General features: G+C 72.3%; 24 protein-coding genes. 13 read left to right on the plus strand and 11 right to left on the minus strand.

The genetic code is table 11. From position 1 onward, the window contains the following. Positions 1-16: 16 nt before the first annotated feature. The 3 genes from FRCN3DRAFT_RS0205485 to FRCN3DRAFT_RS57585 all read right to left on the minus strand — a co-directional run bounded on the left by FRCN3DRAFT_RS0205485 (position 17) and on the right by FRCN3DRAFT_RS57585 (position 2,650). Positions 17-904 (minus strand): ABC transporter ATP-binding protein, encoded by an 888-nt coding sequence (locus tag FRCN3DRAFT_RS0205485; protein WP_007517021.1) that lies wholly within the window; start codon positions 902-904, stop codon positions 17-19. Next, on the minus strand, positions 877-1,875 hold the full coding sequence (locus FRCN3DRAFT_RS0205490) for an ABC transporter permease (RefSeq protein WP_007517020.1): 999 nt from the start codon (positions 1,873-1,875) through the stop codon (positions 877-879). Before FRCN3DRAFT_RS0205490 ends, FRCN3DRAFT_RS0205485 begins: the two co-directional genes overlap by 28 nt. 706 nt (positions 1,876-2,581) lie before the next feature. After that, the gene (locus FRCN3DRAFT_RS57585; protein WP_425343334.1) at positions 2,582-2,650 is read right to left on the minus strand and encodes a hypothetical protein; all 69 of its coding nucleotides are present in this window, start codon (positions 2,648-2,650) and stop codon (positions 2,582-2,584) included. Between the two features lie 14 nt (positions 2,651-2,664). On the opposite strand from FRCN3DRAFT_RS57585, the gene FRCN3DRAFT_RS0205495 reads away from it, so the two are divergent. The 3 genes from FRCN3DRAFT_RS0205495 to FRCN3DRAFT_RS51060 all read left to right on the plus strand — a co-directional run bounded on the left by FRCN3DRAFT_RS0205495 (position 2,665) and on the right by FRCN3DRAFT_RS51060 (position 5,375). Then, positions 2,665-4,050 (plus strand): NtaA/DmoA family FMN-dependent monooxygenase, encoded by a 1,386-nt coding sequence (locus tag FRCN3DRAFT_RS0205495; protein WP_007517018.1) that lies wholly within the window; start codon positions 2,665-2,667, stop codon positions 4,048-4,050. Between the two features lie 63 nt (positions 4,051-4,113). After that, positions 4,114-4,932: a sulfotransferase domain-containing protein gene (locus FRCN3DRAFT_RS42800; RefSeq protein WP_007517017.1), complete on the plus strand. Its 819-nt coding sequence runs from the start codon at positions 4,114-4,116 to the stop codon at positions 4,930-4,932. An 83-nt stretch (positions 4,933-5,015) separates the two neighbouring features. Then, entirely contained in the window at positions 5,016-5,375 is a 360-nt protein-coding gene (locus FRCN3DRAFT_RS51060; RefSeq protein ID WP_007517016.1) for a DUF2530 domain-containing protein, read from the plus strand. Between the two features lie 135 nt (positions 5,376-5,510). On the opposite strand, the gene FRCN3DRAFT_RS0205510 is transcribed toward FRCN3DRAFT_RS51060, so the two are convergent. The 3 genes from FRCN3DRAFT_RS0205510 to FRCN3DRAFT_RS0205520 all read right to left on the minus strand — a co-directional run bounded on the left by FRCN3DRAFT_RS0205510 (position 5,511) and on the right by FRCN3DRAFT_RS0205520 (position 8,448). Continuing rightward, positions 5,511-6,770 (minus strand): IS110 family RNA-guided transposase, encoded by a 1,260-nt coding sequence (locus FRCN3DRAFT_RS0205510; RefSeq protein ID WP_007517014.1) that lies wholly within the window; start codon positions 6,768-6,770, stop codon positions 5,511-5,513. Positions 6,771-6,999: 229 nt separating this feature from the next. Beyond that, entirely contained in the window at positions 7,000-7,638 is a 639-nt protein-coding gene (locus tag FRCN3DRAFT_RS42805) for a flavin reductase family protein (protein ID WP_051466149.1), read from the minus strand. 216 nt (positions 7,639-7,854) lie between these two features. Then, positions 7,855-8,448, minus strand: coding sequence for a winged helix-turn-helix domain-containing protein (locus FRCN3DRAFT_RS0205520; protein ID WP_007517011.1), 594 nt, complete (start codon positions 8,446-8,448; stop codon positions 7,855-7,857). 81 nt (positions 8,449-8,529) lie between these two features. Here FRCN3DRAFT_RS0205520 and FRCN3DRAFT_RS0205525 point away from each other — a divergent pair, with 81 nt between their 5' ends. Further along, complete coding sequence (locus FRCN3DRAFT_RS0205525; protein WP_027140289.1) at positions 8,530-8,709, plus strand: hypothetical protein; 180 nt, start codon at positions 8,530-8,532, stop codon at positions 8,707-8,709. A 211-nt stretch (positions 8,710-8,920) separates the two neighbouring features. On the opposite strand, the gene thpR is transcribed toward FRCN3DRAFT_RS0205525, so the two are convergent. Then, a complete protein-coding gene (thpR, locus tag FRCN3DRAFT_RS42810; protein ID WP_035926449.1) occupies positions 8,921-9,505 on the minus strand; it encodes an RNA 2',3'-cyclic phosphodiesterase in 585 nt (194 codons plus the stop codon). 287 nt (positions 9,506-9,792) lie between these two features. On the opposite strand from thpR, the gene FRCN3DRAFT_RS0205540 reads away from it, so the two are divergent. Then, positions 9,793-10,812: a Gfo/Idh/MocA family oxidoreductase gene (locus FRCN3DRAFT_RS0205540; RefSeq protein ID WP_007517008.1), complete on the plus strand. Its 1,020-nt coding sequence runs from the start codon at positions 9,793-9,795 to the stop codon at positions 10,810-10,812. A gap of 81 nt (positions 10,813-10,893) precedes the next feature. On the opposite strand, the gene FRCN3DRAFT_RS0205545 is transcribed toward FRCN3DRAFT_RS0205540, so the two are convergent. Beyond that, on the minus strand, positions 10,894-11,319 hold the full coding sequence (locus tag FRCN3DRAFT_RS0205545) for a MarR family transcriptional regulator (RefSeq protein ID WP_027140290.1): 426 nt from the start codon (positions 11,317-11,319) through the stop codon (positions 10,894-10,896). A gap of 244 nt (positions 11,320-11,563) precedes the next feature. On the opposite strand from FRCN3DRAFT_RS0205545, the gene FRCN3DRAFT_RS42815 reads away from it, so the two are divergent. The 3 genes from FRCN3DRAFT_RS42815 (at position 11,564) to FRCN3DRAFT_RS42820 (ending at position 15,341) form a co-directional block, all read left to right on the plus strand. Continuing rightward, a complete protein-coding gene (locus FRCN3DRAFT_RS42815; RefSeq protein WP_007517005.1) occupies positions 11,564-12,742 on the plus strand; it encodes a sensor histidine kinase in 1,179 nt (392 codons plus the stop codon). 14 nt (positions 12,743-12,756) lie between these two features. Beyond that, positions 12,757-13,446, plus strand: a complete 690-nt coding sequence (locus tag FRCN3DRAFT_RS0205555) for a response regulator transcription factor (RefSeq protein WP_007517003.1) — start codon at positions 12,757-12,759, stop codon at positions 13,444-13,446. A 527-nt stretch (positions 13,447-13,973) separates the two neighbouring features. Then, the gene (locus FRCN3DRAFT_RS42820; RefSeq protein ID WP_007517001.1) at positions 13,974-15,341 is read left to right on the plus strand and encodes a citrate synthase; all 1,368 of its coding nucleotides are present in this window, start codon (positions 13,974-13,976) and stop codon (positions 15,339-15,341) included. Positions 15,342-15,681: 340 nt separating this feature from the next. Here FRCN3DRAFT_RS42820 and pdxH read toward each other — a convergent pair whose 3' ends face one another. Then, positions 15,682-16,551 carry a pyridoxamine 5'-phosphate oxidase gene (gene pdxH / locus FRCN3DRAFT_RS42825; RefSeq protein WP_007516998.1) on the minus strand — a complete coding sequence of 290 codons (870 nt, stop codon included), beginning with the start codon at positions 16,549-16,551 and terminating at the stop codon, positions 15,682-15,684. A gap of 333 nt (positions 16,552-16,884) precedes the next feature. On the opposite strand from pdxH, the gene FRCN3DRAFT_RS0205570 reads away from it, so the two are divergent. The 4 genes from FRCN3DRAFT_RS0205570 (at position 16,885) to FRCN3DRAFT_RS0205585 (ending at position 21,055) form a co-directional block, all read left to right on the plus strand. Continuing rightward, positions 16,885-17,982 (plus strand): citrate synthase 2, encoded by a 1,098-nt coding sequence (locus FRCN3DRAFT_RS0205570; RefSeq protein WP_007516996.1) that lies wholly within the window; start codon positions 16,885-16,887, stop codon positions 17,980-17,982. Beyond that, the gene (gene serC / locus FRCN3DRAFT_RS0205575; protein WP_007516994.1) at positions 17,975-19,096 is read left to right on the plus strand and encodes a phosphoserine transaminase; all 1,122 of its coding nucleotides are present in this window, start codon (positions 17,975-17,977) and stop codon (positions 19,094-19,096) included. The genes FRCN3DRAFT_RS0205570 and serC overlap by 8 nt, the downstream gene beginning before the upstream one ends. 411 nt (positions 19,097-19,507) lie before the next feature. Next, complete coding sequence (locus tag FRCN3DRAFT_RS0205580; RefSeq protein WP_007516993.1) at positions 19,508-20,284, plus strand: hypothetical protein; 777 nt, start codon at positions 19,508-19,510, stop codon at positions 20,282-20,284. A gap of 3 nt (positions 20,285-20,287) precedes the next feature. Continuing rightward, on the plus strand, positions 20,288-21,055 hold the full coding sequence (locus tag FRCN3DRAFT_RS0205585; protein ID WP_007516990.1) for a L,D-transpeptidase: 768 nt from the start codon (positions 20,288-20,290) through the stop codon (positions 21,053-21,055). A 701-nt stretch (positions 21,056-21,756) separates the two neighbouring features. Here the strand turns inward: FRCN3DRAFT_RS0205585 and FRCN3DRAFT_RS0205595 are convergent. Further along, the gene (locus tag FRCN3DRAFT_RS0205595) at positions 21,757-22,029 is read right to left on the minus strand and encodes a hypothetical protein (RefSeq protein WP_007516986.1); all 273 of its coding nucleotides are present in this window, start codon (positions 22,027-22,029) and stop codon (positions 21,757-21,759) included. Positions 22,030-22,700: 671 nt separating this feature from the next. On the opposite strand from FRCN3DRAFT_RS0205595, the gene FRCN3DRAFT_RS0205600 reads away from it, so the two are divergent. Beyond that, a complete protein-coding gene (locus tag FRCN3DRAFT_RS0205600) occupies positions 22,701-23,840 on the plus strand; it encodes a CE1 family esterase (RefSeq protein ID WP_035924364.1) in 1,140 nt (379 codons plus the stop codon). Positions 23,841-23,897: 57 nt separating this feature from the next. Here the strand turns inward: FRCN3DRAFT_RS0205600 and FRCN3DRAFT_RS0205605 are convergent, their stop codons facing one another. Then, on the minus strand, positions 23,898-24,824 hold the full coding sequence (locus FRCN3DRAFT_RS0205605) for a hypothetical protein (RefSeq protein ID WP_007516983.1): 927 nt from the start codon (positions 24,822-24,824) through the stop codon (positions 23,898-23,900). Positions 24,825-24,973 lie beyond the last annotated feature (149 nt).

Consider the following 24,973-nt stretch of genomic DNA (forward strand, 5'->3'; position numbering starts at 1 on the left):
AACGGCGAGGGCCGAGTCAGGCCGCGGCGGGGGTGGGCACGCCGAGCAGGGTGAGCAGGTGGGCCCGCAGCGCGACGATCTCGGGGTCGCCCGGCCGGCGCGGGCGGGCGGCGCGGATCGCCACGTCCTCGCTGATCACGCCGTCGCTCATCACCAGCGCGCGGTCGGCGAGCGCGAGCGCCTCGTCGACGTCGTGGGTGACCAGCACGACGGCGGGCGCGTGCCGTGCCCACAGGTCGGCGATCAGCGCCTGGGTCCGCAGCCGGGTGAGCGCGTCGAGCGAGGCACACGGCTCGTCGAGCAGCAGCAGGTCCGGCTCCCTGACCAGGGCCCTGGCCAGGGAGGCCCGCTGCGCCTCGCCGCCGGACAGCGTCAGCGGCCAGGCGTCGACGCGATGATCGAGCCCGACCTCGGCGAGCGCGGCGAGCGCCCGCGCGCGGGAGCTGTCGCCGTGCCCTGCCGACGACTCCCCTGCCGACGACCCCCGCGGCGAGCGAAGCCCGAGGGCGACGTTGCGCCACACCCGCTTCCAGGGCAGCAGCCGCGGCTCCTGGAAGGCCACCGAGCGCCGGCGCGGCACCGCGACGGTGCCGGCGACGTCGAGGTCGAGGCCGGCGAGGACGCGCAGCAGGGTGCTCTTGCCACAGCCGCTGCGGCCCAGCAGGGCCACGAACTCGCCCGGCGCCACCGTCAGGTCGAGCCCGTCGATCACCGCGCGCCCGCCGAACTCCCGGCGAAGGCCGCGCACCTCGACCGCCGCGCGTGCCCGGGGACCCGGCTTGTCGAGGACGTCGACCGCGAGACCGCCGGCCTCATCCGCCCCGCTGGTCCCACCGGTCGCACCGGCCGGCCCGAGCCCGGCGGCGGAAGGTTCGGTCACTGACCGCTGAAGCCGCGTCGCCATGACAGAGCTCCCTTCTCGAGCATGCGGACGAGCAGGTCGGTGGTCAGCCCGAGCAGGCTGTAGACGATCAGACAGACCGTGATCACGTCGGTCTGCAGGAACTCGCGGGCGTTCATCATCAGGTAGCCGAGGCCCTTGTCGGCGTTGACCTGCTCGGCGATCACCAGCGCGAGCCAGGCGACGCCAAGGGAGTAGCGCAGGCCGACCAGCATCCCGGGCAGCGCGCCGGGCAGGATCACGTGCCAGACCAGCTCCAGGCGGCGCAGCCCGAGGGTGCCCGCGGCCTCGACCAGCCGGCCGTCCACGTCACGGATCGCGGCGTAGGTGTTCAGGTAGATCGGGAACGCGACGCCGAGCGACACCAGGACGACCTTGCTGGTCTCCCCGATGCCGAACCAGATGATCAGAAGCGGGATCAGGCCGAGGAACGGAAGCGTGCGCAGCATCTGCATGGGCGCGTCGATCAGGTCCTCGCCCACGCGGAGCAGACCGGAGACGATCGCGAGCACGAGGCCCGCGATCCCGCCGAACAGCAGCCCGTAGGAGACCCGCCGCAGCGAGACCAGCAGCCCGTCGACGAGCGACCCGTCCTTGATCATGTCCCAGGCGGTGGTCACCACGGTGCTCGGCGAGGTCAGCGTGTGCGGGCCGATGACCCCCGTGCTGCAGCCGAGCTGCCACAGCGCGAGCAGCAGCGCGGGGCCGCTCGCCCGGCGCAGCCAGCGCGGCACCGGCCGGCGGCGGCGCGCGCCACCCACGCCGCGCAACGTCTCGATCTCCGGCAGGCGCCCCGCCGAGCCGGCGAGCTGGGGGTCGGCCAGCTGAGCGTCGGCGAGCTGGGGGTCGGCGAGCGCGGCGTCGGTGGACACGCCCTCGGCCACGGTCGGTACCCGCGTGGCGAGGCCAACGGGGACTCCGGGCGGACCGGGCGGCTCCGTCACCGCCAGCACGGTGCTCTCGGACGCGGACATGGCGACCTTTCGAGTCTGGGGCGCGCGAGGTCGCCGCGGTTCACGCAGGACCGCGGCCCGCCTCGGCTACCCGGCGCGGAGCTCTCTGGGGATTGGATTCGTGGTTACGGGAGGAAGGGGTGCTCGGCCGACGCCGCCCGGGCCGGGACGATCCCGCGAGCCTCAGCCGGGGCAGGCGGAGAGTGCCGGCCGGGCCGACGCCATCGGCCGGCGAAGACGGAGGGCGGAAAGCACGTGCCGGCGCACGAACGGGCGTCGGGCACGATCACGATGGGGCATCGGAGATGCCCGTCTCAGCGGTGCCGCCGGCCTAGCGACAGCTCCGACACAGCGAGCTCGCCACCCGCTTGAAGTCCACGTGTGGGCGGCCGACGAGCAGGGCCTGGTGGCGCCGGGCCGCGACGGGCGCGGCCGGGCGCGCGCCGCGCCGACGCGGGCCTCCAGCAGACATGGGTCGAACATAGGCCGCGGGTGGCACTATGTCCACAATTTCCGTTGAGAATATTGAGTTACCGACCAGCGCGACGGGCGGCAGGCGATCGATCGTCGATTGCGCGCCCCGGTCGACACGGCGAGTGGCATGGATGCCGCCGACGGTCATCGAACGGCCGCGGCCGATGGTCCGAACTGGCCACATATCGCCTGGGCCGTGGGGTGTTCCGGCGGAAGCCGCGACGGACCGGGCCGGCTGGGGCGATCCTGGTTGTCAGGAGCGCGGCGATCCGTGGACTAAATACACCCCATTCCGATCGTTGAAGTCGAGAAAGTAAGCCATGAGAGAGGCCCGAGATGAGCAAGCCGATCAAGCAGGTCCACCTGGCGGCGCACTTTCCCGGCGTGAACAACACCACTGTATGGAGTGACCCGGACGCTGGCAGCCACATCGAGTTCGCCTCGTTCCGCCACCTCGCGCAGACCGCCGAGCGGGGCAAGTTCGACTTCTTCTTCCTGGCCGAGGGGCTGCGGCTGCGCGAGCAGAACGGGCTGATCTACGACCTGGACGTCGTCGGCCGCCCGGACACGTTCACCGTGCTCGCCGCGCTCGCCGCCGTCACCGATCGCATCGGCCTGACGGGCACGATCAACTCGACCTTCAACGAGCCCTACGAGGTCGCCCGGCAGTTCGCCAGCCTGGATCACCTCTCCGGCGGCCGCACGGCCTGGAACGTCGTCACCTCCTGGGACGCGTTCACCGGCGAGAACTTCCGCCGGGGCGGCTACCTCCCGCAGGAGGAGCGCTACGCCCGGGCCAGGGCGTTCCTGACGACGGCGCTCGAGCTGGTCGACTCCTGGACGGGTGACGAGATCGTCGCCGACCGGGACACGGGCCAGTTCCTGAGCCGACCGCTGCCGGGCACGTTCGACCACCACGACCCGTACTTCGACATCTCCGGCCACTTCAACGTGCCGCGCGGCCCGCAGGGACGCCCGGTCATCTTCCAGGCCGGCGACTCCGAGGAGGGCCGCGAGTTCGCCGCGGCCAGCGCGGACGCGATCTTCACCGGCCACGCGACCCTCGAGGCCGGGCAGGCGTTCTACGCCGACGTGAAGGGACGCCTGGCCCGCTACGGGCGTGCGCCCGAGTCGCTGCTGGTGCTGCCCGCGGCGACGTTCGTGCTCGGCGACACCGACGCCGAGGCGGCCGAGCTGGCCCACGAGGTCCGGCGCAGGCAGGTCAGCGGCCAGACGGCCATCAAGTTCCTCGAGCAGTTGTGGAACCGCGACCTGTCCGACCACGACCCCGACGGCCCCCTGCCCGCGTTCGATCCCGTCGTCGGGGAGAACACCGTCGCGCGTGGCCGGGCGAGCGTGCGGATGTTCCGCGACCCGATCGCCATCGCCGCCCAGTGGCGGGCGCTCGCGGAGGCCAAGAACCTCACCAGCCGAGAGCTGATCATCGAGGTGACCGGGCGACAGACGTTTGTCGGCTCGCCGACGACCGTGGCGACGGCGATCAACGACCTGGTCCAGGCGGACGCGTCAGACGGCTTCATCCTCGTCCCGCACGTCACCCCGGGCGGGCTGGACCTCCTGGTGGACACCGTCGTGCCGCTGCTACAGGAGCGCGGCGTCTACCGGGCCGACTACGAGGGCACGACCCTGCGCGATCACCTCGGGCTCCCCCCGCTCGACACGCCGGCGTCGGCCTCCGCGCGCGGCCGAGCCGTGGTGTAGTGCGACCCCCGAAGGTGGGTGTCGTGGCCGGGCTACGATCATGCGTCAGAGGCGAGCCGGGGGGTGAGGACGACGCGGCCTGACTTCGTCGTCGCCGCCCCGCCCGAGACGGGCGGAACGCGGCTCGTCGCCGTGCTCGCGCGCCATCCCGGCCTGCGGCTCACCGAGCCGCGGCAGGTGCCGGTGGGAGCACCGGCCGGCGACGTCTGGGGTACCGACGGCGACGTCTGGGGTACCGACGGAGTGACCGGCGTCGCGGACGGGCGGGCGGCGGGGGGTCGCCAGGGCGTGCTGGCGCCATACCTGCTCGCGGACTTCACGGCGCAGCGGCGGCTACACGAGTGCACGGCCTACCCGCGGCTGTTGGTGGCGCTGCGCGATCCGGTCGACCGGGCGTACGCCGCCTGGCGGCGCGCGCGGGCCACCGGCGCCGAGCCGTTGGCCGACTTCGTCGCGGCGCTGCTCGCCGAGCCGGAGCGTGCCAGTGCCGGCTCCGGCTGGACATGGCGCTACGCCGAGCTGGGCCGCTACGGCGACCAGCTGAGAAGGTTGTACACGCTGTACAGCCCCGGTCAGGTGCTGCTCGTGCACTATCCGGACCTGATCGCCGGGCCGGGCGCCGTCTTCCATCGGGCCTGCGGCTTCCTCGATGTCCGCGAGGGTGCGGCTCCCGACGCGCGCGTCGGGCTCGACGCCGCGGCCGGGCCGGCCGGCGAGCCCGGCCAGCCGGACGACCGCCCGCCGCCCGAGCTGCGCGCGCGGGTCGTCGACCTGTTCGCGGAGGACATCCGCCTGCTGGAGTCGGTGACCCACCGCTCGTTCGACGCGTGGCTCACGCCGTCCGGCGAGTCGGCCCCCGTCGCCCGCGGCGCGGACGCCTGACCGCGCGGCCCCGGCGGTCGAGGCCCACGGTCCGCGCGTCACCAGGACAGTCGCGGGCCGCGTGGCCGGGTAACGTCCCCAGCGTGGAGGCGAACGCTACGACGAGCCAGGGCGCCGGCGCGGTGGGCCGGGAGCCGAACGGCCCCTCGGAGACGCCCGCGCGGCCGGACGGCCCGCCGCCTCAGCCGGACGACGGCGCGGGCGGTCTCGCTCCCCTGCCGCAGGACGGGGTCGTTCCCGTCGCGGTCGGCACGATGGTGTGGCTGGTGGCACTGATCGTCATGCTGCCGTTCACCGGCGACCTGCGCGCGGACGGACACCTGTGGTGGCTGGCCACGGCGGCCTGCGGCTTCGGCCTCGGCCTGCTCGGCCTGGTCATCGTCATCCGGCGCCGCAACCGCCTCCGCGACGCTCGCGAGAGCTCGCCGCGCCCTGACGCCTGACCGCTCCGTGGCTCTCTGACGCCTGAACCGTTCCGCCGCGCGCTGACGCCTGAACCGCTCCGCGGCCGGCCGGGGCGTCTTCGCGCGCCGGTCCGCGCCGCTGATTCGAAAACTCAGTGAGTCGGCCCCGTTTCGTCACCCAGGTGCCGGAACGGGGGCGGGCTGGAGGGTGACGTGGTAGCCGAGTTGGCCGAGCTGGTCGACGAGTCGGCGGGCGGTGCGGGCCTTGCCGCGGTCGTCGAGGCGGTTGATGAAGTGGTCGGGGCCGAGGTCCTGGTAGGGCAGGTCGGTGGTGAGCATGTGCCAGACGGAGATGAGAACGGAGTGGCCGACAGCGACCAGTGCTCGTTTCTTGCCGCGGCGGGCGGCGATCCGCCGGTAACGGGCCGCGAGGTAGGTCCCCTTCGTGCGGCCGGCCGAGACGGCGACCTGGCCGAGGGCGGCCTTGAGCCAGGGGTCGCCGTGGCGGGTCGGCCCGTTGCGGGCGGTGGCTCCGGACTGGTTGTTGCCCGGGCACATCCCTGCCCAGGACGCCAGCGCGGCGGCCGAGGGGAACCGGGCCGGGTCGGCGCCGATCTCGGCGAGGATGACCTGCGCGGTGCGCCGGCTCGCGCCGGGCACGGTCTCGATCAGGTCGAGCTGGCGGCGAAAGGGACGGACCTGTTCGTCGATCTGGGCATCGAGGCGTGCCTCGGTGGCGCGGCAGGCATCGATCCGGTCGAGCATCGTGCGGGCGATGAACGCGTGATGCTCGTTGAAGTTGCCACTGAGCGCGTCGGCGAGGATGGTCCGCTTGCGGCGCATGGAGCCCAGCGCGAGCTCGGCCAGCACCTGGCCGTCGCGTTCACCGGCGATCAGCGCCTCGAGCATCGCGCGGGCGGAGACCCCGAGCAGGTCGGAGACGACCAGGGACAGCTTGACTCCGGCATCCTCAAGGAGCTTCTCGAGCCGCTGGGCTTCCCGGGTCCGCTCCCGGACGATCTCGGTGCGATAGCGGGTCAGGTCCCGCAGCTGACGGATCGGCTCCGGGGGCACGAACGAGGGACGGACCAGGCCGTGCTCGACGAGCCGGCAGATCCACTCGGAGTCCAGCACGTCGGTCTTACGCCCGGGGACGGACTTCATGTGCCGGGCATTGAGCAGCCAGCACTCCAGGTCGTGTTCGAGCAGGTAGAACACCGGCTTCCAGTAGGAGCCGGTCGCCTCCATCCCGACCACCGTGACCCGTTCGGCGAGCAGCCAGTCCCGCATCACCAGTAGATCCCGGGTCATCGTCGAGAACGTCCGGACCTCGCTCTTCCTACGTCGGCCCGCCCCCGGCAGCCGGACGCAGACCTTCACGTCGCCCTTGCTGATGTCGATGCCCGCGCACCGCTCATGCACCACGTCGTCCACGTGGCACCTCCCGCCTGGTCCCGACCGGGGCGGACCGCCCGGCGGGGATCTACCAGGTCAAGAGTCTGATTCACGTGCTCGAGGCAACAGTTCCGGGTGCCTGTCGATCAGATCCCCAGCGTCCTACTAACCCACGGGCTCCGGAACGCGCCAAGGCGGCACGACGTCAGCCAGACGATCCACAGACAGTTTTCACCCGATCAGGGTGCGCCGTCAGGCGCACGGGCTACTAACCCTCGGGAGCCGGGTCTGACCCGGGTGCCTCGTTCCGCGCGAGCGCCTCGGAGATCGTGCCGTAACGGCCGTCGTGGTACAGGAGCGGCTCGTCCGTCCGGTCGATCCGACTGTCCACCACCTCGGCGACGACGAGGTAGCTCTCGCCGGCCGCGATCCGATGCTCGATCCTCGCCCGCAGCCACACGGCCGCGTCGGACAGCACCGGCTCGCCGGTCGGCAGGGTGCGCCAGCGGACCGGCGGCGCGAACCGGTCGACGCCGCTCGTCGCGAACCGGCGCGCGATCTCCTCATGATCGGACGAGAGCAGGTGCACCACCAGCGTCTCGGCGGCCAGCATCGCGGGCGCGCTCGACGACGTGGCCGACAGCGACAACGACAGCAGCGGCGGCGCGGCCGACAGCGACGTGACCGACGTCGCGGTGAACCCCACCGGGCCGGCGGGCCCGGTCAGGGTGACGACCGCGACACCGGCCGCGTGCCGGCGGAAGACCTGCCGTAGCGCCCCCGCGTCGACGGTGGGCGCGGCCCCCGGCGCGCGGCGGCCCAGCACCACCGGCCGTGGCTCCCGGGCCGTGTCCGGCACCTCGGCCAGTGCTGGGTCGACATCCGCGAGGAAGTCCGCGTCCGTCATCGGGTGCCCCACCAGCCCTTCCCCGCCGACGGCCACGCGAGGGCGAGGCCTCGCGTGGCCGGAGGGCTCTCGGCGAACTCCGTCGACGGATTCACGTCTCTACCCAACAGTTCCCGCCGCCACCATGCAGCCAGAACTCGAGGTGATTTGGACCAGGATCACGCGGATGGGGCCGGTACGGCGGCACCGAGGCCACCGTCCCGGCCCACCGCGCCGTCAGCCGAGCCTGTCGGCCGCGGCGGGACGGTAGCGATAGCCGACCCGGCGGACGGTCTCGATCCGGAATCGGTGCTCGGTTCCGAGCTTGCGGCGCAGCCGGGTCACCAGCACGTCGACGGTGCGCCCGGCCTGGCCGGGGTCGTCGTCGACGTGGTGTCCCCAGACGTGGCGAAGCAGCGCCGCCCGTGAGTACACCCGGCCGGGGTGGCGGACCAGGAAGTCGAGCACCTCGAACTCGAGGTACGTGAGGTCCAGCAGCTCACCGTCGAGCCAGGCAGCCCAGGCGGACCGGTCGACCGTGAGCCCGCCGCGCCCGCCCGACGCCCCGGCCGGGCCGAACGGGCTGCCGCCGGCTCCCGACGTGGCCGCTGCGGCCCCGGTCACCGCGCGCACGGCGACGGGGGCGCGATGGAGCTGGCGAAGGTCGAAGCGCTCGGCGGGGCCGCCCGGCGCACCGGCCCGGGCACGTGCCCCGGCCCCGGTGGGCTCGTCCGGCGCGCCCGCCGGACGGCGGACGGTATGGATGGTCGCGAGCGCGGGCACCCGCGGCGAGGTCGGAGGCGCGGGGACGGTGGCGGGCTGCGGCGGCATGTGGATCTCCTCAGGCAGGGCGGCGCGGGACGAGCGGCGGCGTGACGATGGCTGCGCCGGTGGGGTCGGCTCGAAGCGGGGATGGCTCGAAGCTGGGACGGACCTGCGCCGGCCGGGGGCGGTGACCTCGTGCTCGCCGCCGGCTTCGTCGACGGGCGCGGCGAGGAGGTCTGGTTCGCGACCGGTCTGGCGGCGCGAGGTGGTCGGCCGCGACGCCGGGAGACCGGCGACGCGGGCGAGCGGGGAGTGGCTGGCGGCTAGGGCGACGGGGTCTTCAGCGGACCGGACAGGCCGCGGAGGCGACCCGGAGCAGGTCGATGTAGCCCCTGGTCACCAGGTAGGCCGGCTTCAGCACGAAAGCAACGGAAACACACTCGTAGCGCGGCCGCCAACGTTTTCATGATGTGTTGTAATTCACTTTTCAAGTACTTGACTGAACAAAGTGGATTTTTGACCGCTGGGCGAGGTCGAATCAGGCCCCAACCAGAGGCCACGTGGACTCGACGGTGTAGCGCGGATGAGGGCCCAGCACGCTCCTCACGAGATCGAAATGGTCGACCGTCCACGCCAGTGCCGGCAGCTCCCCGAGCGCCACCAGCGCCGGTTCCAGGTCGGCGGCGCCCGGCCCCCGCTCCCGTCCGGAGGCGGCTCGGCCGCCACCGTCCTGTCCCGGCCGCCGGTCGTCGCGCGCCCGCGCCAACGTCAGGTGCGCGCGCAGCGGCCGATCGTCGAGGCCAGCGATCCCGGCCTTGGCCGCCGCGCGCCGAACCCCGGCGGCCAACGGGGCCAACTCGCCGGTGACGCCCGCCCACAGCACCCGGTGCCCGAACCGGCCCGCCCCCGCCAGCTCCACGGCGACCGGAGGGTGGCGGTGCGCCACCCGGCCGAGCCGATCAGCCAGATCCGCGCGCGGCGCGTCGTCGACCGGGCCGAGGAACGCCAATGTCAGATGGATCCGCTCCCGGTCGACCCAGCGCAGTGCCGGCGCCACTGGCCGGGCCCGACCGACCGCCGCGACCAGCGCCTCGATCACCTCGACCGGCGGTGTGACGGCCACGAACAGCCTCGCCCCGGCCGGACGGCCCCCGGACGTCCCGGAGGTGGCGGAGGTGGCGGAGGTCATAGACGTCCGGGAGGTCACAGGAGTCGCGGAAGTCACACCCGAAGGCGGCGCTTCCCGGGCGAGGCCCCGCCCGGCCGCGGTCGGCTCAGCGGACATCGCGTCCTCCTTGGTCCTCACCCCGGCCGCCAGCGGCCGAAGCGCCCTGCCGCCGCGGGATTCGCCGGCATGGCTCGCGCGGAGCGGCCTTCACCGGGCGCCGGGCAGGGGCACTATCTCTAGCCATGACCACCGTGCCTGAGCTTGTCGGCCCGCGCGACCCGATGGTCGCGCGGGCCTGGCGGGAGCGACAGCGCGCCGCGCGGCGCCTGGCGGACCCCGCGCGGCTGCCGGTCGTCACCGCGCTGGTCACCGACGGTTCGGAGCGCGCGACCGCCGCGCTGCTGCGGGAGGCCGGGCTGGAGGTGGTCGGGCTGCTCGCGCCCGAGCCGCTGGAGTCGCTGGCCTGGGCGGCGGACATCGAGGCGCCGCGGGCCTACGCCGACCTGGTCGCGCTGCTGTCGGACGACATCGAGGCCGTGTGCATCGAGCTGGCGCCGCCGGCTTCGGATCTGATCGCCCAGCGAGCCGCCGAGGCGGGGCTGCACGTGCTGATGGTGCGCGCGGTGACCGATGACCCCGCCGCGCTGCGCGCCGTGGCCGACGTCGCCGAGGACGCGGACCTCGCCCATGTCGTCGCCTTCGACGACCGGGCATGGCCGGCCGCCTGGCACGTGCAGGAATCGGTGCCCACGCTCGGCCGCCTCACCCAGATGACGGTGGTGGGTGCGCCGTCCGGGCCGCTGGGCCGGGCGGAGATCCTCGATCTCACGGTCCGCTGGTGCGGCGACGTGCTGGCCGTGTGCGCCGATCCGGAGGTCATGCCGGCGCGCCGGCTCACGGAGACCGCGCCCGTCACCCTCGCGCTCCTGACCGCGAGCGGCGCGACGGTCCTGGTGCACGAGCAGATGGGCGGGACGCTCGACGAGGCGACGTTCACGCTGTGTGGAGAGCGGGGGCGGATCGTCGTCGAGGGCCGCCGGGTCCGGCTGGCCGACCACGACGGAGTGCGCACCGTCTGGACACCCGCCCCGGCCTCCGACCGTCCAGGCCTGGTCGAGGCGGCCTACGACCTGGTGCGCGCGGTCGAGCTGGGCGACCCCGCGATGGTCCGCGGCGCCACCGTGCACGACCTGCTGACCGTCACCAGGCTGCGAGACGCCGCGCGCCGCTCGCGGGACAGCGGCGGCTGGGTCGAGCTGTGACGGCCGCCAGGCCGGGCGCCGGGGCGGTGGGGGGAACACCGGCACGGCGGGGGCGCCACCGAGGGTCGGAACCGGCGAGGGTCAGGACCCGGCGAGGCGTTCGAGGATGGGAGCCGCGCGGCCGAGCGCGGCGATGTCGTCATCGGACAGCTGGGTCAGGCGCTCGGCCAGCCACTCGTCCCGCCGGCGCCGGTCGGACTCGAGCAGGGCGCGGCCGGCCGCGGTGATCTCCGCGATGACCTGACGGCCGTCGGTGGGATGCGCGGACCGCGCGGCCAGGCCGGCGTCCGCGAGATAGGTGATGACCCTGGTCATCGACGGCGGCTGCACCCGCTCGTGCGCGGCGATCTCGCCGAGCGTCATCGGGCCGTGCCGCTCGAGCGTGGCGAGCGCGGCGATCTGCGTCGGCGAGAGGCTGCTGGAACGCTCCTGACGCATCCGTCGGGACAGCCGCATGACGGACAAGCGCAACGCCGACGCGAGTTCGGGCATCGCCGCGGTCTCCATCGTCCGACGGTACTCGTTAGCGAAGCTCAGGATGTACCGGGCCCCCTCGCGGGCCCGGCGGAAGGGACCATCGGCGAGCTCTCGCCCGGACGACCCTTCGGAAGCCACCGCTCGGGCGACGTAAGACCACCAACGGGCGGATCTGGACGACGAGGTAGGTGGTTACCCCCATCCTGGCGCCGAGGCTGTGACGGACCGTGTCAGGCTTATGACATGGCTCCTCAGCATCGGAGGGTGTGCTGACATGGCGTGGTCTCTGGTCTCGCCACCGAGTGACGGGCAGATACGCACGAGCAGGTCCGAGTGCCGCTTCCTGGCCCCGGTGATGCTCGTGCTGGCGACGGCCTGCCTCCTCACCACGCTGTTCGGGATGGCGCCGGGGGGCCGCGTATACCTTCCGACGGTCCTCGCGTTGCTCGCGATCCCCGGATCGTTCGCCGCCGCGGCGGTGCGCTGCCGGCTGGCCCGCGAACGGACCACGCTGCTGCTGGCGTCACTGCCGGTGCCGCCGTCGCTGGCGGACGTCAGGAGAGTGCTGCGGACGGCGCTGGGTGACCCGACGGGCGAGATCCATCTGTGGGTCGAGGACGACAAGCGCTACATCGTCGCGAACGGCGCGCCGGCTGATCCCCCGGACCCCGCCAAGGGCATCGTCCGATTCCCGTTGCGCGACCGTGACGGCCGCCCCCTCGCGGTGGTCGTCCTGAACGCCCGGCAGGGCGGACCCCGGGACTTCGTCGACGTGACGGTGAAGGCGCTCGCGGTCGCGTTGGAGAACGTCCGGCTGAAGGCGACCGCCGACGCCCGTCTCGAACAGATCGTCGCCTCGTCCGCCCGCGCCAACGCGGCCGCCTACGAGGCCCGCCGCCGCCTCGAACGCGATCTCCACGACGGGGCCCAGCAACGGCTCCTGGCGCTGGGTACCCGCCTCGGCGTCGCCCGCCACACCACGACCGAGCCCGAAACCCTCGCCGCCCTGGACGCCGCCCGCGGCGACCTCGCCGCCGCCCTCGCCGAGCTGCGCACCCTCGCCCGCGGCCTCTACCCCGCCCTCCTCGCCGGCGGCGGTCTCGCCCCCGCGCTCGAGGCCGTCGCGGACGCGCTTCCCCTCGCGATCACCATCACCGCCCCAGACGAACGTCTCGCCCCCGCCATCGAGGCCAGCGCGTATTACACCGCCTGCGAGGCGCTCACCAACGCCGTCAAGCACGCCCAGGCCACCGCCGCCGCCGTCACGATCACCTGTACCCCCCTCACCCTCACCCTCACCGTCACCGACAACGGCCAGGGCGGCGCGCGGGCCACGCCGGACGGCGGCCTCGCCGGGCTGAGCGACCGGCTCCACGCGCTGGGTGGCCGTCTGACCATCAGCAGCCCGCCGGGCAGCGGCACGACGCTCACCGCGGCCATCCCGATCACCTGAGCGACGGGGTTCTCATGCGGGTAGCCGTCGCCGACGACTCGGCCCTCTTTCGCGACGGCCTGGTCCTCCTCCTGCGCCGCGTCGGCGTCGAGGTGACGGTCGCCGCCGGGACAGCCGAGGCGCTGCTGGCCGCCGTCGCCACCGATCCCCCGGACGCGGTGATCCTCGACATCCGGATGCCACCGACCTTCGTCGACGAGGGCGTGCGGGCCGCCGAGAGGCTGCGCGCGACCCACCCGGAGATCGGCGTGGTGGTGCTGTCGACGTATGCCGAGGCACCGCACGCCGTGCGGCTGCTCGGCGACGGCTCCGGCGGGGTGGGCTACCTGCTCAAGGACCGGGTCGACGACGTCGACACGCTGCTGGACGCGTTGCGCCGGGTCGCGTCGGGCCGGCTGGTTGTGGACGAGCAGATCGTCGCCCCGCTGCTCGAGCATCGCCGCCAGGCGAGCTCGCTGGCCCGGCTGACCGCCCGAGAGCGGACCGTGCTGCGCCACATGGCGGAGGGACGGTCGAACCAGGGCATCGGCGCCGTGCTGCACCTCTCTCCGAAGACCGTGGAGAACCACGTCGCGAGCGTGCTGGCGAAGTTGGATCTTCAGGTCACCGCGGACGACAACCGCCGGATCCTGGCGGTGCTGGCCTGGCTACGCGACCGGGCGGACGACGATCCGTCCGCCGTTCCACTGCCCAGCCAGGGCTGACCGCCTCGGCGCGCTGGGCCCGACCGTTCGTCGAGCTCGACCGGGGCCAGATGGTCTCGTTCGGTGCGTTTTAAACTACTCTACGTAATTTCAAATATCGGCAAATAGACTCTTTTGCCGTCCTCTCGAAGCGATGCCAAGGGCAGTGGGGACCGGGCGGGCAATCCGGTACTACGGGCACACGCCAGGCGATACCTGATACACAACGCGTTCCCACCAATAACGATCGAGAGCTACCGGAACCAAGGTCGACGAGCGTTACGACCACGAATTGTGGCTAGCTCAGGGCGCTACGCATGGCTGTGGCGACGCAGCAGACCAACCCGGCTACGCGGGACGGACCGGGTGGCGCAACCCACGTCGGATGTTCCACTCCGATCACGCGCATGTGGCGCGCCGAGCGGCCAGACTTGGGAGTAACGAACTGCCAGCAAACCGGCGCGAGGGCTTCCGTTACCCGGACTCGTGGCGCCGGCGTCGTGCCAGCCCGTCGACCGACTGCGCTGCCACAGCGAGAGGAGCCCGGCGTGTCCGAGCAGGTCAGCACCCTGACCGTGACCGACAACCGCACCGGTCGTAGCTACGAGATTCCGATTAAAGACGGCGCCGTGCCCGCGGCCGACTTTCGCAAGATCAAGGTCGACGACGCCGACTTCGGGCTGATGACCTACGACCCTGCGTTCACCAACACGGCGAGCTGTCGCAGCGCCATCACGTTCATCGACGGCGACGCCGGCATCCTGCGGTACCGCGGCTACCCAATCCAGGACGTCGCGGAGAAGAGCAGCTTCCTGGAGGTCGCCTACCTCCTGCTCGCGGGAGAGTTGCCGACCAAGGACGAACTGTTCACCTGGGAAGACGAGATCACGCACCACACCCTGGTGCACGAGTCGATCAAGAAGTTCATCGACGGCTTCCACCATGACGCCCATCCGATGGGCATGCTGGTCTCGTCCGTGGGCGCACTGTCGACCTTCTACCCGGACGCCAAGAAGATCAAGGATCCGGGGCTGCGCCGGCTGCAGATCGTCCGGCTGATCGCGAAGATCACCACGCTCGCGGCGTACTCCTACCGGCACTCCGTCGGGTTCCCGTACGTCTACCCGGACAACGACCTGTCGTACGCCGGCAACTTCCTCAACATGATGTGGAAGGCGACGGAGCTCAAGTACGACCCGGACCCGGTCCTCGAGCACGCCCTCGACGTGCTGTTCATCCTGCACGCGGACCACGAGCAGAACTGCTCCGCGAACGCGATGCGCGCCGTCGGCAGCTCCGAGGCCGACCCCTTCTCGGCCGCCGCCGCGGCGATCGCCGCGCTCTACGGCCCGCTGCACGGCGGCGCCAACGAGCAGGTGCTGCGGATGCTGCGCGAGATCGGCTCGCCGGAGAACATCCCGGGCTTCATCGCGCAGGTGAAGGACGGCAAGAAGAAGTTGATGGGCTTCGGCCACCGGATCTACAAGAACTACGACCCGCGCGCCCGGGTGATCCGCCAGATCGCCGACGAGGTGTTCAAGGTCACCGGCACGAACCCGCTGCTGGACCTGGCGATGGAGCTGGAGCGGATCGCGCTCGAGGACGACTACTTCATCAGCCGCAAGCTCTACCCGAACGTCGACTTCTACACCGGGATCATCTACCAGGCGATGGGCTTCCCGGTGGAGATGTTCCCGGTGCTGTTCGCGATCGGCCGGATGCCGGGCTGGCTCGCCCAGTGGGAGGAGGGCCTGCTCGACCCCGAGCAGAAGATCGCCCGCCCGCGCCAGCTCTACGTCGGCTACGACGAGCGCTCCTACGTCCCGATGTCGACCCGCTCCGCCGCCCAGGACGCGGACGTGGACGCCATCGCCGCCCAGGCCGCCCAGGCCGCCCCGGAGCGCCCGCTGCGCTAGGCCCCCGCACCCACCCGGCGCAGGCCTTCGGCTGAGCGACTGACCCGCAAGACCCGCAAGACCCGCAAGAAACCCCGGCTCGACCCGAGCCGGGGTTTCTTCGTCTCCGCCGGCCAACCATGATCGCCAGATGTGTACCGGGATCCGAATGCCCAAGCCCCGCCAGTTCGGATTTCGATACACATCTGGCGATCAAGCCCGCTGGCGGCTCTGGTTGGGCCGTCCTCCAGCACGTGACCGGTCGCCCTGGTCAGCCGCTCGGGCTGGAGCGGTCATCGTCAGTCGCGCAGCCGGGAACGGACCTCGGCCATGGCGGCGGGGCACACGTGCCCATTCCGGGTCAGGGTGCGAGCCGCTCGACTGTCCACCATTCCTCGCTGTCCACCTTGGTCGACCTCCCCTCACTGTCGTCCGCTGCCACCGCGCTGGCCGGCCTACCGGTAAGTGGGGCCGTGCGGCGGTAGCGGAGGCGGTCGTGCAGGCGGTCGGGGCGGCCCTGCCAGAACTCGACGGTCTCCGGGACCACGAGCAGCCCGCCCCAGAACGGCGGGACCGGGATCGACGTCCCGGGCGGCCAGCGCTCGACGAGCTCCGCGTCGCGGCGCTCGAGCTCCTCCCGGGACGAGAGCACCGCCGACTGGTGGCTGGCCCAGGCGCCCAACTGGCTGCCCCGGGGGCGAGAGTGGAAGTACTCGGCAGAACGTTGCACCGACACTCGCTCCACGGTCCCCACCACGATCACCTGGCGTTCCAGCGAGTACCAGGGGAAGACCAGGCTGCCGTGCGGGTTGGCGGCGCTTTCCCGACCTTTGCGGGACGTGTAGTTGGTAAAGAGGAGGAATCCCTCGGCGCCGAACCCCTTCAGCAGGACCGTACGGGCGCTCGGCCGGCCGGCCGCGTCGGCGGTGGCGAAGACCATGGCGTTCGGCTCGAGCACCCCGGAGCCAGGCGCGGCGGCGTCGGCGAACCAGTGCGCGAACTGCTCCAGCCAGGTCGACGCCAGGTCGCTCTCGTCAAGCCGTCCACCGCCATAACCGCGGCGCACCGCGGCGAGGTCGGCGCCGAGCTGGGCGTCGGCCTCCGCCGGGACCCGAGCGAGGCGGGCGGGTCCGGGATGGACCTGACCGGAGTGGGCGTAGTCAGAGCGGGGCAGGTCCGATGGTGACGAAGCAGACCGTGGCCGGGTGGGCTCGGGCTCGGGGGCGGCCATGGGCCGATCCTGGCATCGCTCGCGGGGCCACGGGGAACCGGAGCTCCCGGTAGAGAGCGGCGGTCTCGCGGCAGTAAAGGCCGCCGGCGGAACCAGTACGCCGTTCTCTCCGTAACACGCAGGTTTCACCTGCCTGACCGCTTCGCGGGATGTGAAGTACGACACCTCCCCGTCACTGGGGGTTTCCCTGCGGCCCCGGACAGGACGATCGTCCCCTGCCAGGGGTTGGATGGTCGGCGGGGCCTGTTCGTGGCGTCGCCGGGCCCCGGGCGGCAGGATGCTCGCCGCGGGGGACGCAATCACTGCGATACATAGAGCGGAGATCCGGACTCGATGGCCGAGAAGACAAGCGATTTCAAGCCCGGTCTGGAAGGCGTGATCGCCTTTGAGACCGAGATCGCCGAGCCGGACAAGGAAGGCAGCGCGCTGCGCTATCGCGGCGTCGACATCGAGGATCTCGTCGGCAAGGTCGACTACGGCCATGTGTGGGGCCTCCTGGTCGACGGCTCCTTCGAGCCTGGCCTGCCGCCGGCCGAGCCTTTCCCGGTGCCGGTGCACTCCGGCGACATAAGAGTCGACGTGCAGAGCGCGTTGGCCATGCTCGCCCCCTACTGGGGCTTCGGCCAGCTGATCGACATCCCGGACGAGCAGGCTCGCCAGGACCTCGCCCGGTCCTCCGTGATGGCGCTGTCGTTCGTCGCGCAGTCCGCCCGCGGCCTCGGCCAGCCGGCGGTGCCGCAGACCGAGGTCGACAGGGCACGCACGATCACCGAACGGTTCATGATCCGCTGGCGTGGCGAGCCGGACCCCAAGCACGTCCAGGCCGTCGACGCGTACTGGGTGTCGGCCGCCGAGCATGGCATGAACGCGTCGACGTTCACCGCCCGCGTGGTCGCCTCCACCGGCGCTGACTGCGCGGCGGCGCTGTCCGCCGCGGTCGGCGCGCTGTCCGGCCCGCTGCACGGCGGCGCGCCGTCCCGGGTGCTCGCCATGCTCGACGAGGTGGAACGCACCGGCGACCCGGTCGGCTACGTGAAGCGCGCGCTGGACAACCACGAGCGGCTGATGGGTTTCGGCCACCGGGTGTACCGGGCCGAGGACCCGCGTGCCCGGGTACTGCGGCGCACCGCCCGCGACCTTGGCTCGCCCCGCTACGAGGTCGCCGAGGCGCTGGAGGCGGCGGCGATCGAGGAGCTCACCAACCGCTACCCAGACCGGCCGCTGCGCACGAACGTCGAGTTCTGGTCGGCCGTGGTACTCGACTTCGCCGAGGTGCCGGCGCATATGTTCACGTCCATGTTCACCTGTGCCCGGACCGCGGGCTGGAGCGCGCATGTGATGGAACAGAAGCGCACCGGCCGGCTCATTCGGCCGTCCGCGCGCTACGTCGGTCCGGCGCCGCGGCCCCTGGGGGATGTAGCCAGTGCCTGATACCGACATCGTTCTTCCCGACGAGCTGCGGCCGGTCGACGGCCGGTTCGGCTGCGGCCCGTCGAAGATCCGTCCGGAGGCGGTCGCGGCGCTGGCCGCGAGCGGAACCGGGCTGCTCGGCACCTCGCACCGGCAGAAGCCGGTGAAGAACCTGGTCGGACGGGTTCGCTCCGGGCTCGGCCAGCTGTTCTCGCTGCCGGATGGCTACGAGGTCGTGCTCGGCGTCGGCGGGTCCACGGCGTTCTGGGACGCCGCGGCGTTCAACCTGGTCCGTGAGCGCGCACAGCACCTCGTGTTCGGCGAGTTCGGCGGCAAGTTCGCGGACACGACCAAGGGCGCCCCGTTCCTGGGTGAGCCCTCGGTGGTGAAGTCCGCGCCGGGCACCCACCCGGACTGGTCGCCGCTGGCGGGCGTCGACGTGTACGCCACGCCGCACAACGAGACGTCCACCGGTGTCGCCAAGCGGGTGCGCCGGCCGGTCGGTGCCGACGAGGGCGCGCTCCACCTGGTCGACGCCACCTCCGGCGCGGGCGGCCTGCCGGTCGACGTGTCCGAGACGGACGTCTACTACTTCGCGCCGCAGAAGTGCTTCGGCTCGGACGGTGGCCTGTTCGTGGCGCTGATGTCGCCGGCGGCGCAGGCGAGGCTCGCCGAGATCAGGGCGACGGACCGGTGGATCCCGCCGTTCCTGGACCTGACCACCGCGTTGGACAACTCCACCAAGGACCAGACGTACAACACCCCGGCGGTGGCGACGCTGTTCCTGTTCGCCGAGCAGCTCGACTGGATGCTCGGGCAGGGTGGGCTGGACTGGTGCGTGTCCCGGACCGCCGAGTCGAGCTCGATCCTTTACACCTGGGCCGAGAAGACCCCTTACACGGTGCCGTTCGTGACCGACCCGGCGCATCGCTCGCAGGTGGTCGTCACGATCGACTTCGACGGAGTGGACGCGGCGGCGGTCGCGAAGGTGTTGCGGGCGAATGGCGTCGTCGACGTCGAGCCATACCGCAAGCTCGGCCGCAACCAGCTGCGGATCGCGTGTTTCCCGGCGGTCGACCCGGCCGACGTGGAGGCGCTCACCGGCGCGGTCGAGTTCGTGGTCGAGCACCTGTAGCCGCCACGCGACGCTCGACAGAACGGCCGGTCCGGTCCTCCTTCGGGAGGCGGACCGGCCGTTTCGCGTAGGTGCGGGGGTGGCTCGGCTTACGGGACGCACAGGTCGCCCGCCGGACCAGGCGGGCTGTGACCTGCCTGGCGCACTCCGGCGTGGGGTCGGCGGGGCCCGCCGCGAGATTGTCACTCAATGGCAAAACTCGCCCTTAGTGGTGGGACAAGCTTCCTACGTGGAAACCGACACCCAACGGCAGCGCTAGATCGTAACCCTACCTGTGTATCCGCTATGCCTTGTTGGTACCGTTCCTGACCGGTACCGGTGCGCGCGCAGGGGAAGTGCCCCCGTCGGCTCGGGCCAACTAGCCCTCGTGGGTGGCAACCGCGCGGGCCGGTCTGCGAGGGAGACGGATTCATGCGTAAATCCAGAATGCGGGCCGTCGTGGCCGGCACTATCGGCGCGGCGGTGATCGCCGTGGGTGCTCCGGCGTGGGCGGCTTCCCCCTCGCCGAGTGCCAGCCCCGAAGCGGCCTCCAGCCCGTCGGCCAGCCCCACGGCCACGGCGACTCCCGTGACGAACGGCCTCGGCGTGACCATCAGCCCGCCCGCGGTCATCCCGCCCGGCGCCACGGCCACGGCCACCTCGACGGAGACGCCGACGCCGACGCCCGAGGCCGGCCTGACCAGCACCGCGGTGACGTCGGCGAGCCCGACGGCCACCGGCACACCCGGAGTGATCGTCGTCCCGGGCTTCGGTGAGATCGACTTCAAGAAGGGCTGCGACACCTTCAACTCCTTCTCGCCGATCAAGGTCCCCTGCGACAAGGAGATCAACGGCATCGAGGACTTCGAGGTCAACCCGCTGCTCATCACCGCCACCTGCGGCCCGAACGGCCCGGACTGGACGATCAAGAACACCGGCGCCAAGGCACTCGGCTTCGGCTGGTTCGACATCAACCTCGGCGGCGGCATCTCGACGATCGCGCCGGGCGAGACCCAGAAGCTCAACACCCACTCGAAAGCCGTGATCGCCTCGCCATGGGACGCGGCGACCAACGTCCTGCTGGTCGCGATCCCCGCCGTCGGCTTCTCTACCTGCCCCGGCGCCCCGGCCCTCCCTGCCGTTCCGGTCAGCCTGCCGACCGCCCCGCCCGCCGCTGCTGTCCCCGGCATCCCGCACTTCACCGGCTGATCCATGCGGTTCTCCGGCAAGATCGCTCGCGCCGCGGTGATGGCGGCTCTGGTCGCCGTCGCCGCGGCCGGCTGTGGGGGTGGCGGCACCCCGGAAGCCACCCCCACCCAGATGCCGGACCCGGTGAAGACCCAGCTGGCCGCCGTGGCCGGGGTCGGCGTGGACAGCACGATCCTCACCGCGACCGGTAACTCGGTCGCGGTGTACCCGGCGCCCGGGGCACCCGGCGCCGCCGCGACTCCGAAGCTACGGCTGGCCAACCCGAATCAGGACGGCGCGAAGCTCGTCCTCCTCGTCACGGCCAAGATGCCGGGCTGGTGGCAGGTCCTGCTGCCGGTCCAGCCGAACGGCTCGACCGGCTGGGTCAAGGCCGAGCAGGTGGCCGCGAGCAGCACTCCGTACCGGATCGTGGTGTCCCGCGGCCAGCACACCCTCACGCTCTACAAGTCGGGCGCCTCGATCGCTGTGGAGAAGGTCGCGATCGGGACCTCGGACACTCCGACGCCGGGTGGCCAGTTCTACCTGGCGGAGCTGCTCAAGCCACCGAACCCGAGCGGTCCGTATGGTCCGTACGCATTCGGCCTCAGCGGCTTCTCCACGACCCTCGACTCCTTCGAGGGCCAGGATCCGGTGATCGGCATCCATGGCACCAACCAGCCGCAGCTGCTCGGCCAGGACGTCTCCCACGGGTGCATCCGGCTCAGCAACGACGCCATCACTCGCCTGGCGGGAACCGTGCCGACCGGCACCCCGGTCGACATCATCGCCTAAGACGCTCGAGGGGCGCCACGGTGACCTGTGCGGTTCGTCGGATGCTGGTCGGGCACGACGCAAGACACGCGGGCTGTCGGCCATCTGACAGCTCGGGAAGTCGAAATCCGGTGGTCAGTCGGCCGCCGGATGCCTGAACCTTGGCAGGACGGTCCCGGCCGACCTATTCAAAAAGGGCGCGTAAGCCCGGCCTAGCTGGGTAGGGGCCCATAACGTTGCCGGTCAGGCCTCGAAGTCGCGGCTTGGACCGGCGACAGTTAGAGAGCAGGACGTCGAGACTAGGCGGAGGTGATGGGGATCCCTCCGCCGTTGGGACCACAGACGTGTGGAGTAGGAGGGCTCTACTCGTCAAGGACGGTCCCGCCCGGCCGCGGTCGCGCCGACCCTACGCTCGGAGGGGGGCGTATGGAGGCGCGACCGCGATCGGGGTATCCCGTCTCCCATCCCGCTGACCCACCAACCACTGGCCGACCAACCGCCGCTGGCTGACCAGCGGCCGGCGCCGGCCCCGGGTAGCACCCGTCAGGCCGCTCGCGGCGCCCGTCAGGCCGCTCGGCGCGGGGTCGCCCGCGGAGACGGCCGGTTCCTTGCCCCGGACGTCCACGGCGGTCGCCATCGGTGGCGCCAACCGCCGGGTCTCCTTCACCGCAGCCGATCGGCCGATCATCAGCGTCCCGCCGATGAGGGTCCACAAGGGCCGCTCAGGCCCGGTCACCACGGATGATGTTGAGGTGGGGCCGGTGGGCGTCCGGCTTGGAGGTGGAACCGGTCTTCTCGGCGGCCGAACGGTAGCGGTCGAAGGCAGCCTGAGCACGGCTTTCCAGGTCATCGACGAGCTCGAGCTGAGCACGGACCCGCCGCTCGCCCGCCGGTCCGGCGGCAAGCAGATCCGACAGGCAGTGGTCCACCGCCCGCCGCGCCGCCAGCCACCCAAGAAGCAGGCGGGAACGGTCCATGTCCGATATCTCGTCCACCGAGAGTTATCCCTCCGGATTGCTGACTGCTCGCTCCGGTCGCGTCTCCTGCCTCGCCTGGCGGTGCGACGTGTGTCGGCGCCGTCTCGGCGCCCGCGCTGGTGCCCACTCCCAGAGTGCCGCAGTTAGGCCGACGACGCTCGACAGTTCGACGAAACCGCCCATCACACCGATCTGCCAACTCGGCCTTGCCGCTGGCCAGCATCTCCAGCCCCACCCGGCCAGGCTGACGGACCCCCAGCCTCTGGGCCGACCTCGCCGCTGACCTGCCGGATCCGTTCCGCCGATCCGGCGCCGCGAGGTGGCACCCGACCCGCCGCCGGCCATGACGCGCCGTTCGAGCGGGCGGATGCCGTGGCCGGTCGGTGCCGGCCGATCCGGTGGTCGGGAGGATTCTCGTCGGTCGGCGAGCGGATTGGTGGGACGCAGCGGGGACGGGGTCTGAAGCGCGGCGACGGCGCCCCTGAGGCCCTTCACGAGGCCGGCGCAGGCCGCTCACGGGGGGGGCGGTTCATCCGCGGGATCGCGCTCGGCGCTGGGTGACGACGACCTGGGCATCGCCGCCGGTGGGCCGGGTGAAGCGGCGCATGTCGGGGCAGGACGTGGCAAAGCGAGCACCGACGGCCATGACGGGCGACCAGCGGTCGAACCGGTGGACAGTACCGGACAGAATGGGCGTTGTGTCGGCCGTTCGTTGCCGCCGGGCCGTCACGGTCTGGCTTCTCAGCCTCGCGCTCGCCGCGCCAGTTCTGGCCGGATGTGGAGTCCTCGCCGACGATCGACCAGCCACCCAGGCCTTGCCGGGCTCCACTCCGGCCGCGGCCGCCGCCGCGACGCGCACGGCCGGACCGGACGCGTACGAACGCTCCGGCCGGACCGGCAACCTGCGGCTGATACTGCCGGGCTCCGACACCGCGGGGCCGTACCCGCTGGTCATCGCGCTGCACAGCCTGTACCACGACGGCGGTGAAGTGGCCGGGTGGGGACTGGACCAGTTGGCGAAGACCGCTGGCTTCGCGCTGGTCAGCCCGGACGGCAGCGACGGATCGTGGAACGCGGGCAGCTGCTGCGACAAGGCGGCCAGCACTTCGATCGACGACGTCGGCTGGCTGCATGCGCTGATCCAGCACATGGAGACCAACTACCCGATCGACCCGGCCCGAGTGGTGATCATCGGGCTCTCCAACGGCGGGATGATGGCCTACCGGTACGCCTGCGAGCATCCCGAGGACCTCGCCGGGATCGCGGTCGTCGCCGGCAGCCTGCAGCGGCCCGGCTGCCGGCCGAGCACGCCGATCACGGTCGTCTCGGTGCACGGCGGCAGGGACCAGTACGTGCCCGCCGCCGGGACGCCGTGGCAGCCGGCGCTCAGCTCGCCGGTCACCTCGACCGAGCAGAGTCTCGCCCCGTTCCGGACCGCGAACCGCTGCGCGGCCCCGACCAGCCCCGGCGATGTCACGGCCACCGGCTCGGACGGCGCGCCCCGGCTGTCGGAGACCCTCAGCACGGGCAGCGCGGCGGTGACCCCGGCCCAGATCCGGGCCGCGATCGCGGCGCCGCCCTCCCCTGCCGCCGGTGTCCCCACCACGCCGTCGGTCACGCTGGTACCGACCGACCAGGCGACAAGCCCCACGGACGCGGTGCGCACTGAGTCGACCTGCGCCGCGGGTGCCCGAGTCGTCGACTACTACCTGCCGAACGTCGACCATGGCTGGCCCCCGGCCACCGGTCCGAGTGCCTTCGCCACCACGTCGGTGATCTGGCAGCTGCTGAGCGCGGTGCGCGCCCACCCGGCTCCCGCCGGCCGCTGACGGACCTGAGACGACCTGACGCGACCCGGGGCGTCTTCCACCTCCGTGGCGGCGGCCTCAGGCGGCCGGCTGGAAGGAGGCGCGCAGCGCGGTCATCAGGGTGTCGAGGTCCCCGTCGGAGTCGGCGGGCACCCGCACGATCAGGATGTACACGGCACCGGGCGCGTCGACCGAGCGCATCAGGTAGGAGACCTTCTGGCCCTGCCTCACATAGGTGCCAGTCAGCTCACGCACCTTGGCGCCGGAGACCGGATCGGTCACGTCGCCGGAGCCGGTGACGGCGAGGCTCGGCTGGCCGCCGAACTCGAGCGCCTGCACCTTGGAAAGCGCGCCGGCACCGTCGACCCCGGTTCGCCGGGCTACGCCGACCATCCGCGACCCCGACGGCTCACCGAAGAACACCCCGGTGGAGTCCTCACGTACCGCCCAGCCACCGGGGTGGGAGAAGGTCGACTTCGCCTTGCTGGCCGTGGTGGTGTACGCGACCCAGTCCGGCGGCACCGCCGAGGTCGGCGACGCGCTCGCCGTCGGGGCCGGGGATCCATCCGCCGGCGCGGACGCCGTCGGCGTGGCGCTCGGAGCCGAGGCCACGGCGCTCTCTCCGCTGGGCCGGACCTTCTCCCACACGACGCCCGCGCCGACACCGAGGCCGAGCGCGAACCCGAGCCAGACCAGCGCGATCACCAGCCGGCGCAGGAACAGCCCCATCCCGGGGTCAGGCGCCTCGCGAGCGGAGCCGGAACCGCCGCTCAGGCCCTCGTCGGCGTCGTCCTCGGGGTCGTTGACCTTGGCGAAACGGCCGGTTCCGGTGGGCGACGGCGAGGCGGCGGAAGCGGCCGCCCCGGTGGCCGCGCGGCGCGGCCCGGTCCCACGACTCGGCCCGGTCCCGCGGCTCGGCCCAGTCCCACGGCTCGGCCCGGTCCCGCGGCTCGGCTGGAAGCCGCCCTCGTCGTCGTCGCCGCCGGCGTCGCCGGCACGGGACACGCCGCCTCGATCTCCGGCACGCCAGGGACGCTCGTCGACGCGGCCCGGTCCGTCGGCCCTGGTCCGCTCCCCGCCGGGCGCGCCCGGCCTGGCGGCGAACCGGCCGCTGGCGCTACCACCCCTGGCCGGCTGCCCGGTGCCGACCGGCG

The sequence above is a fragment of the Pseudofrankia saprophytica genome, from assembly GCF_000235425.2.
Lineage (GTDB): Bacteria > Actinomycetota > Actinomycetes > Frankiales > Frankiaceae > Pseudofrankia > Pseudofrankia saprophytica.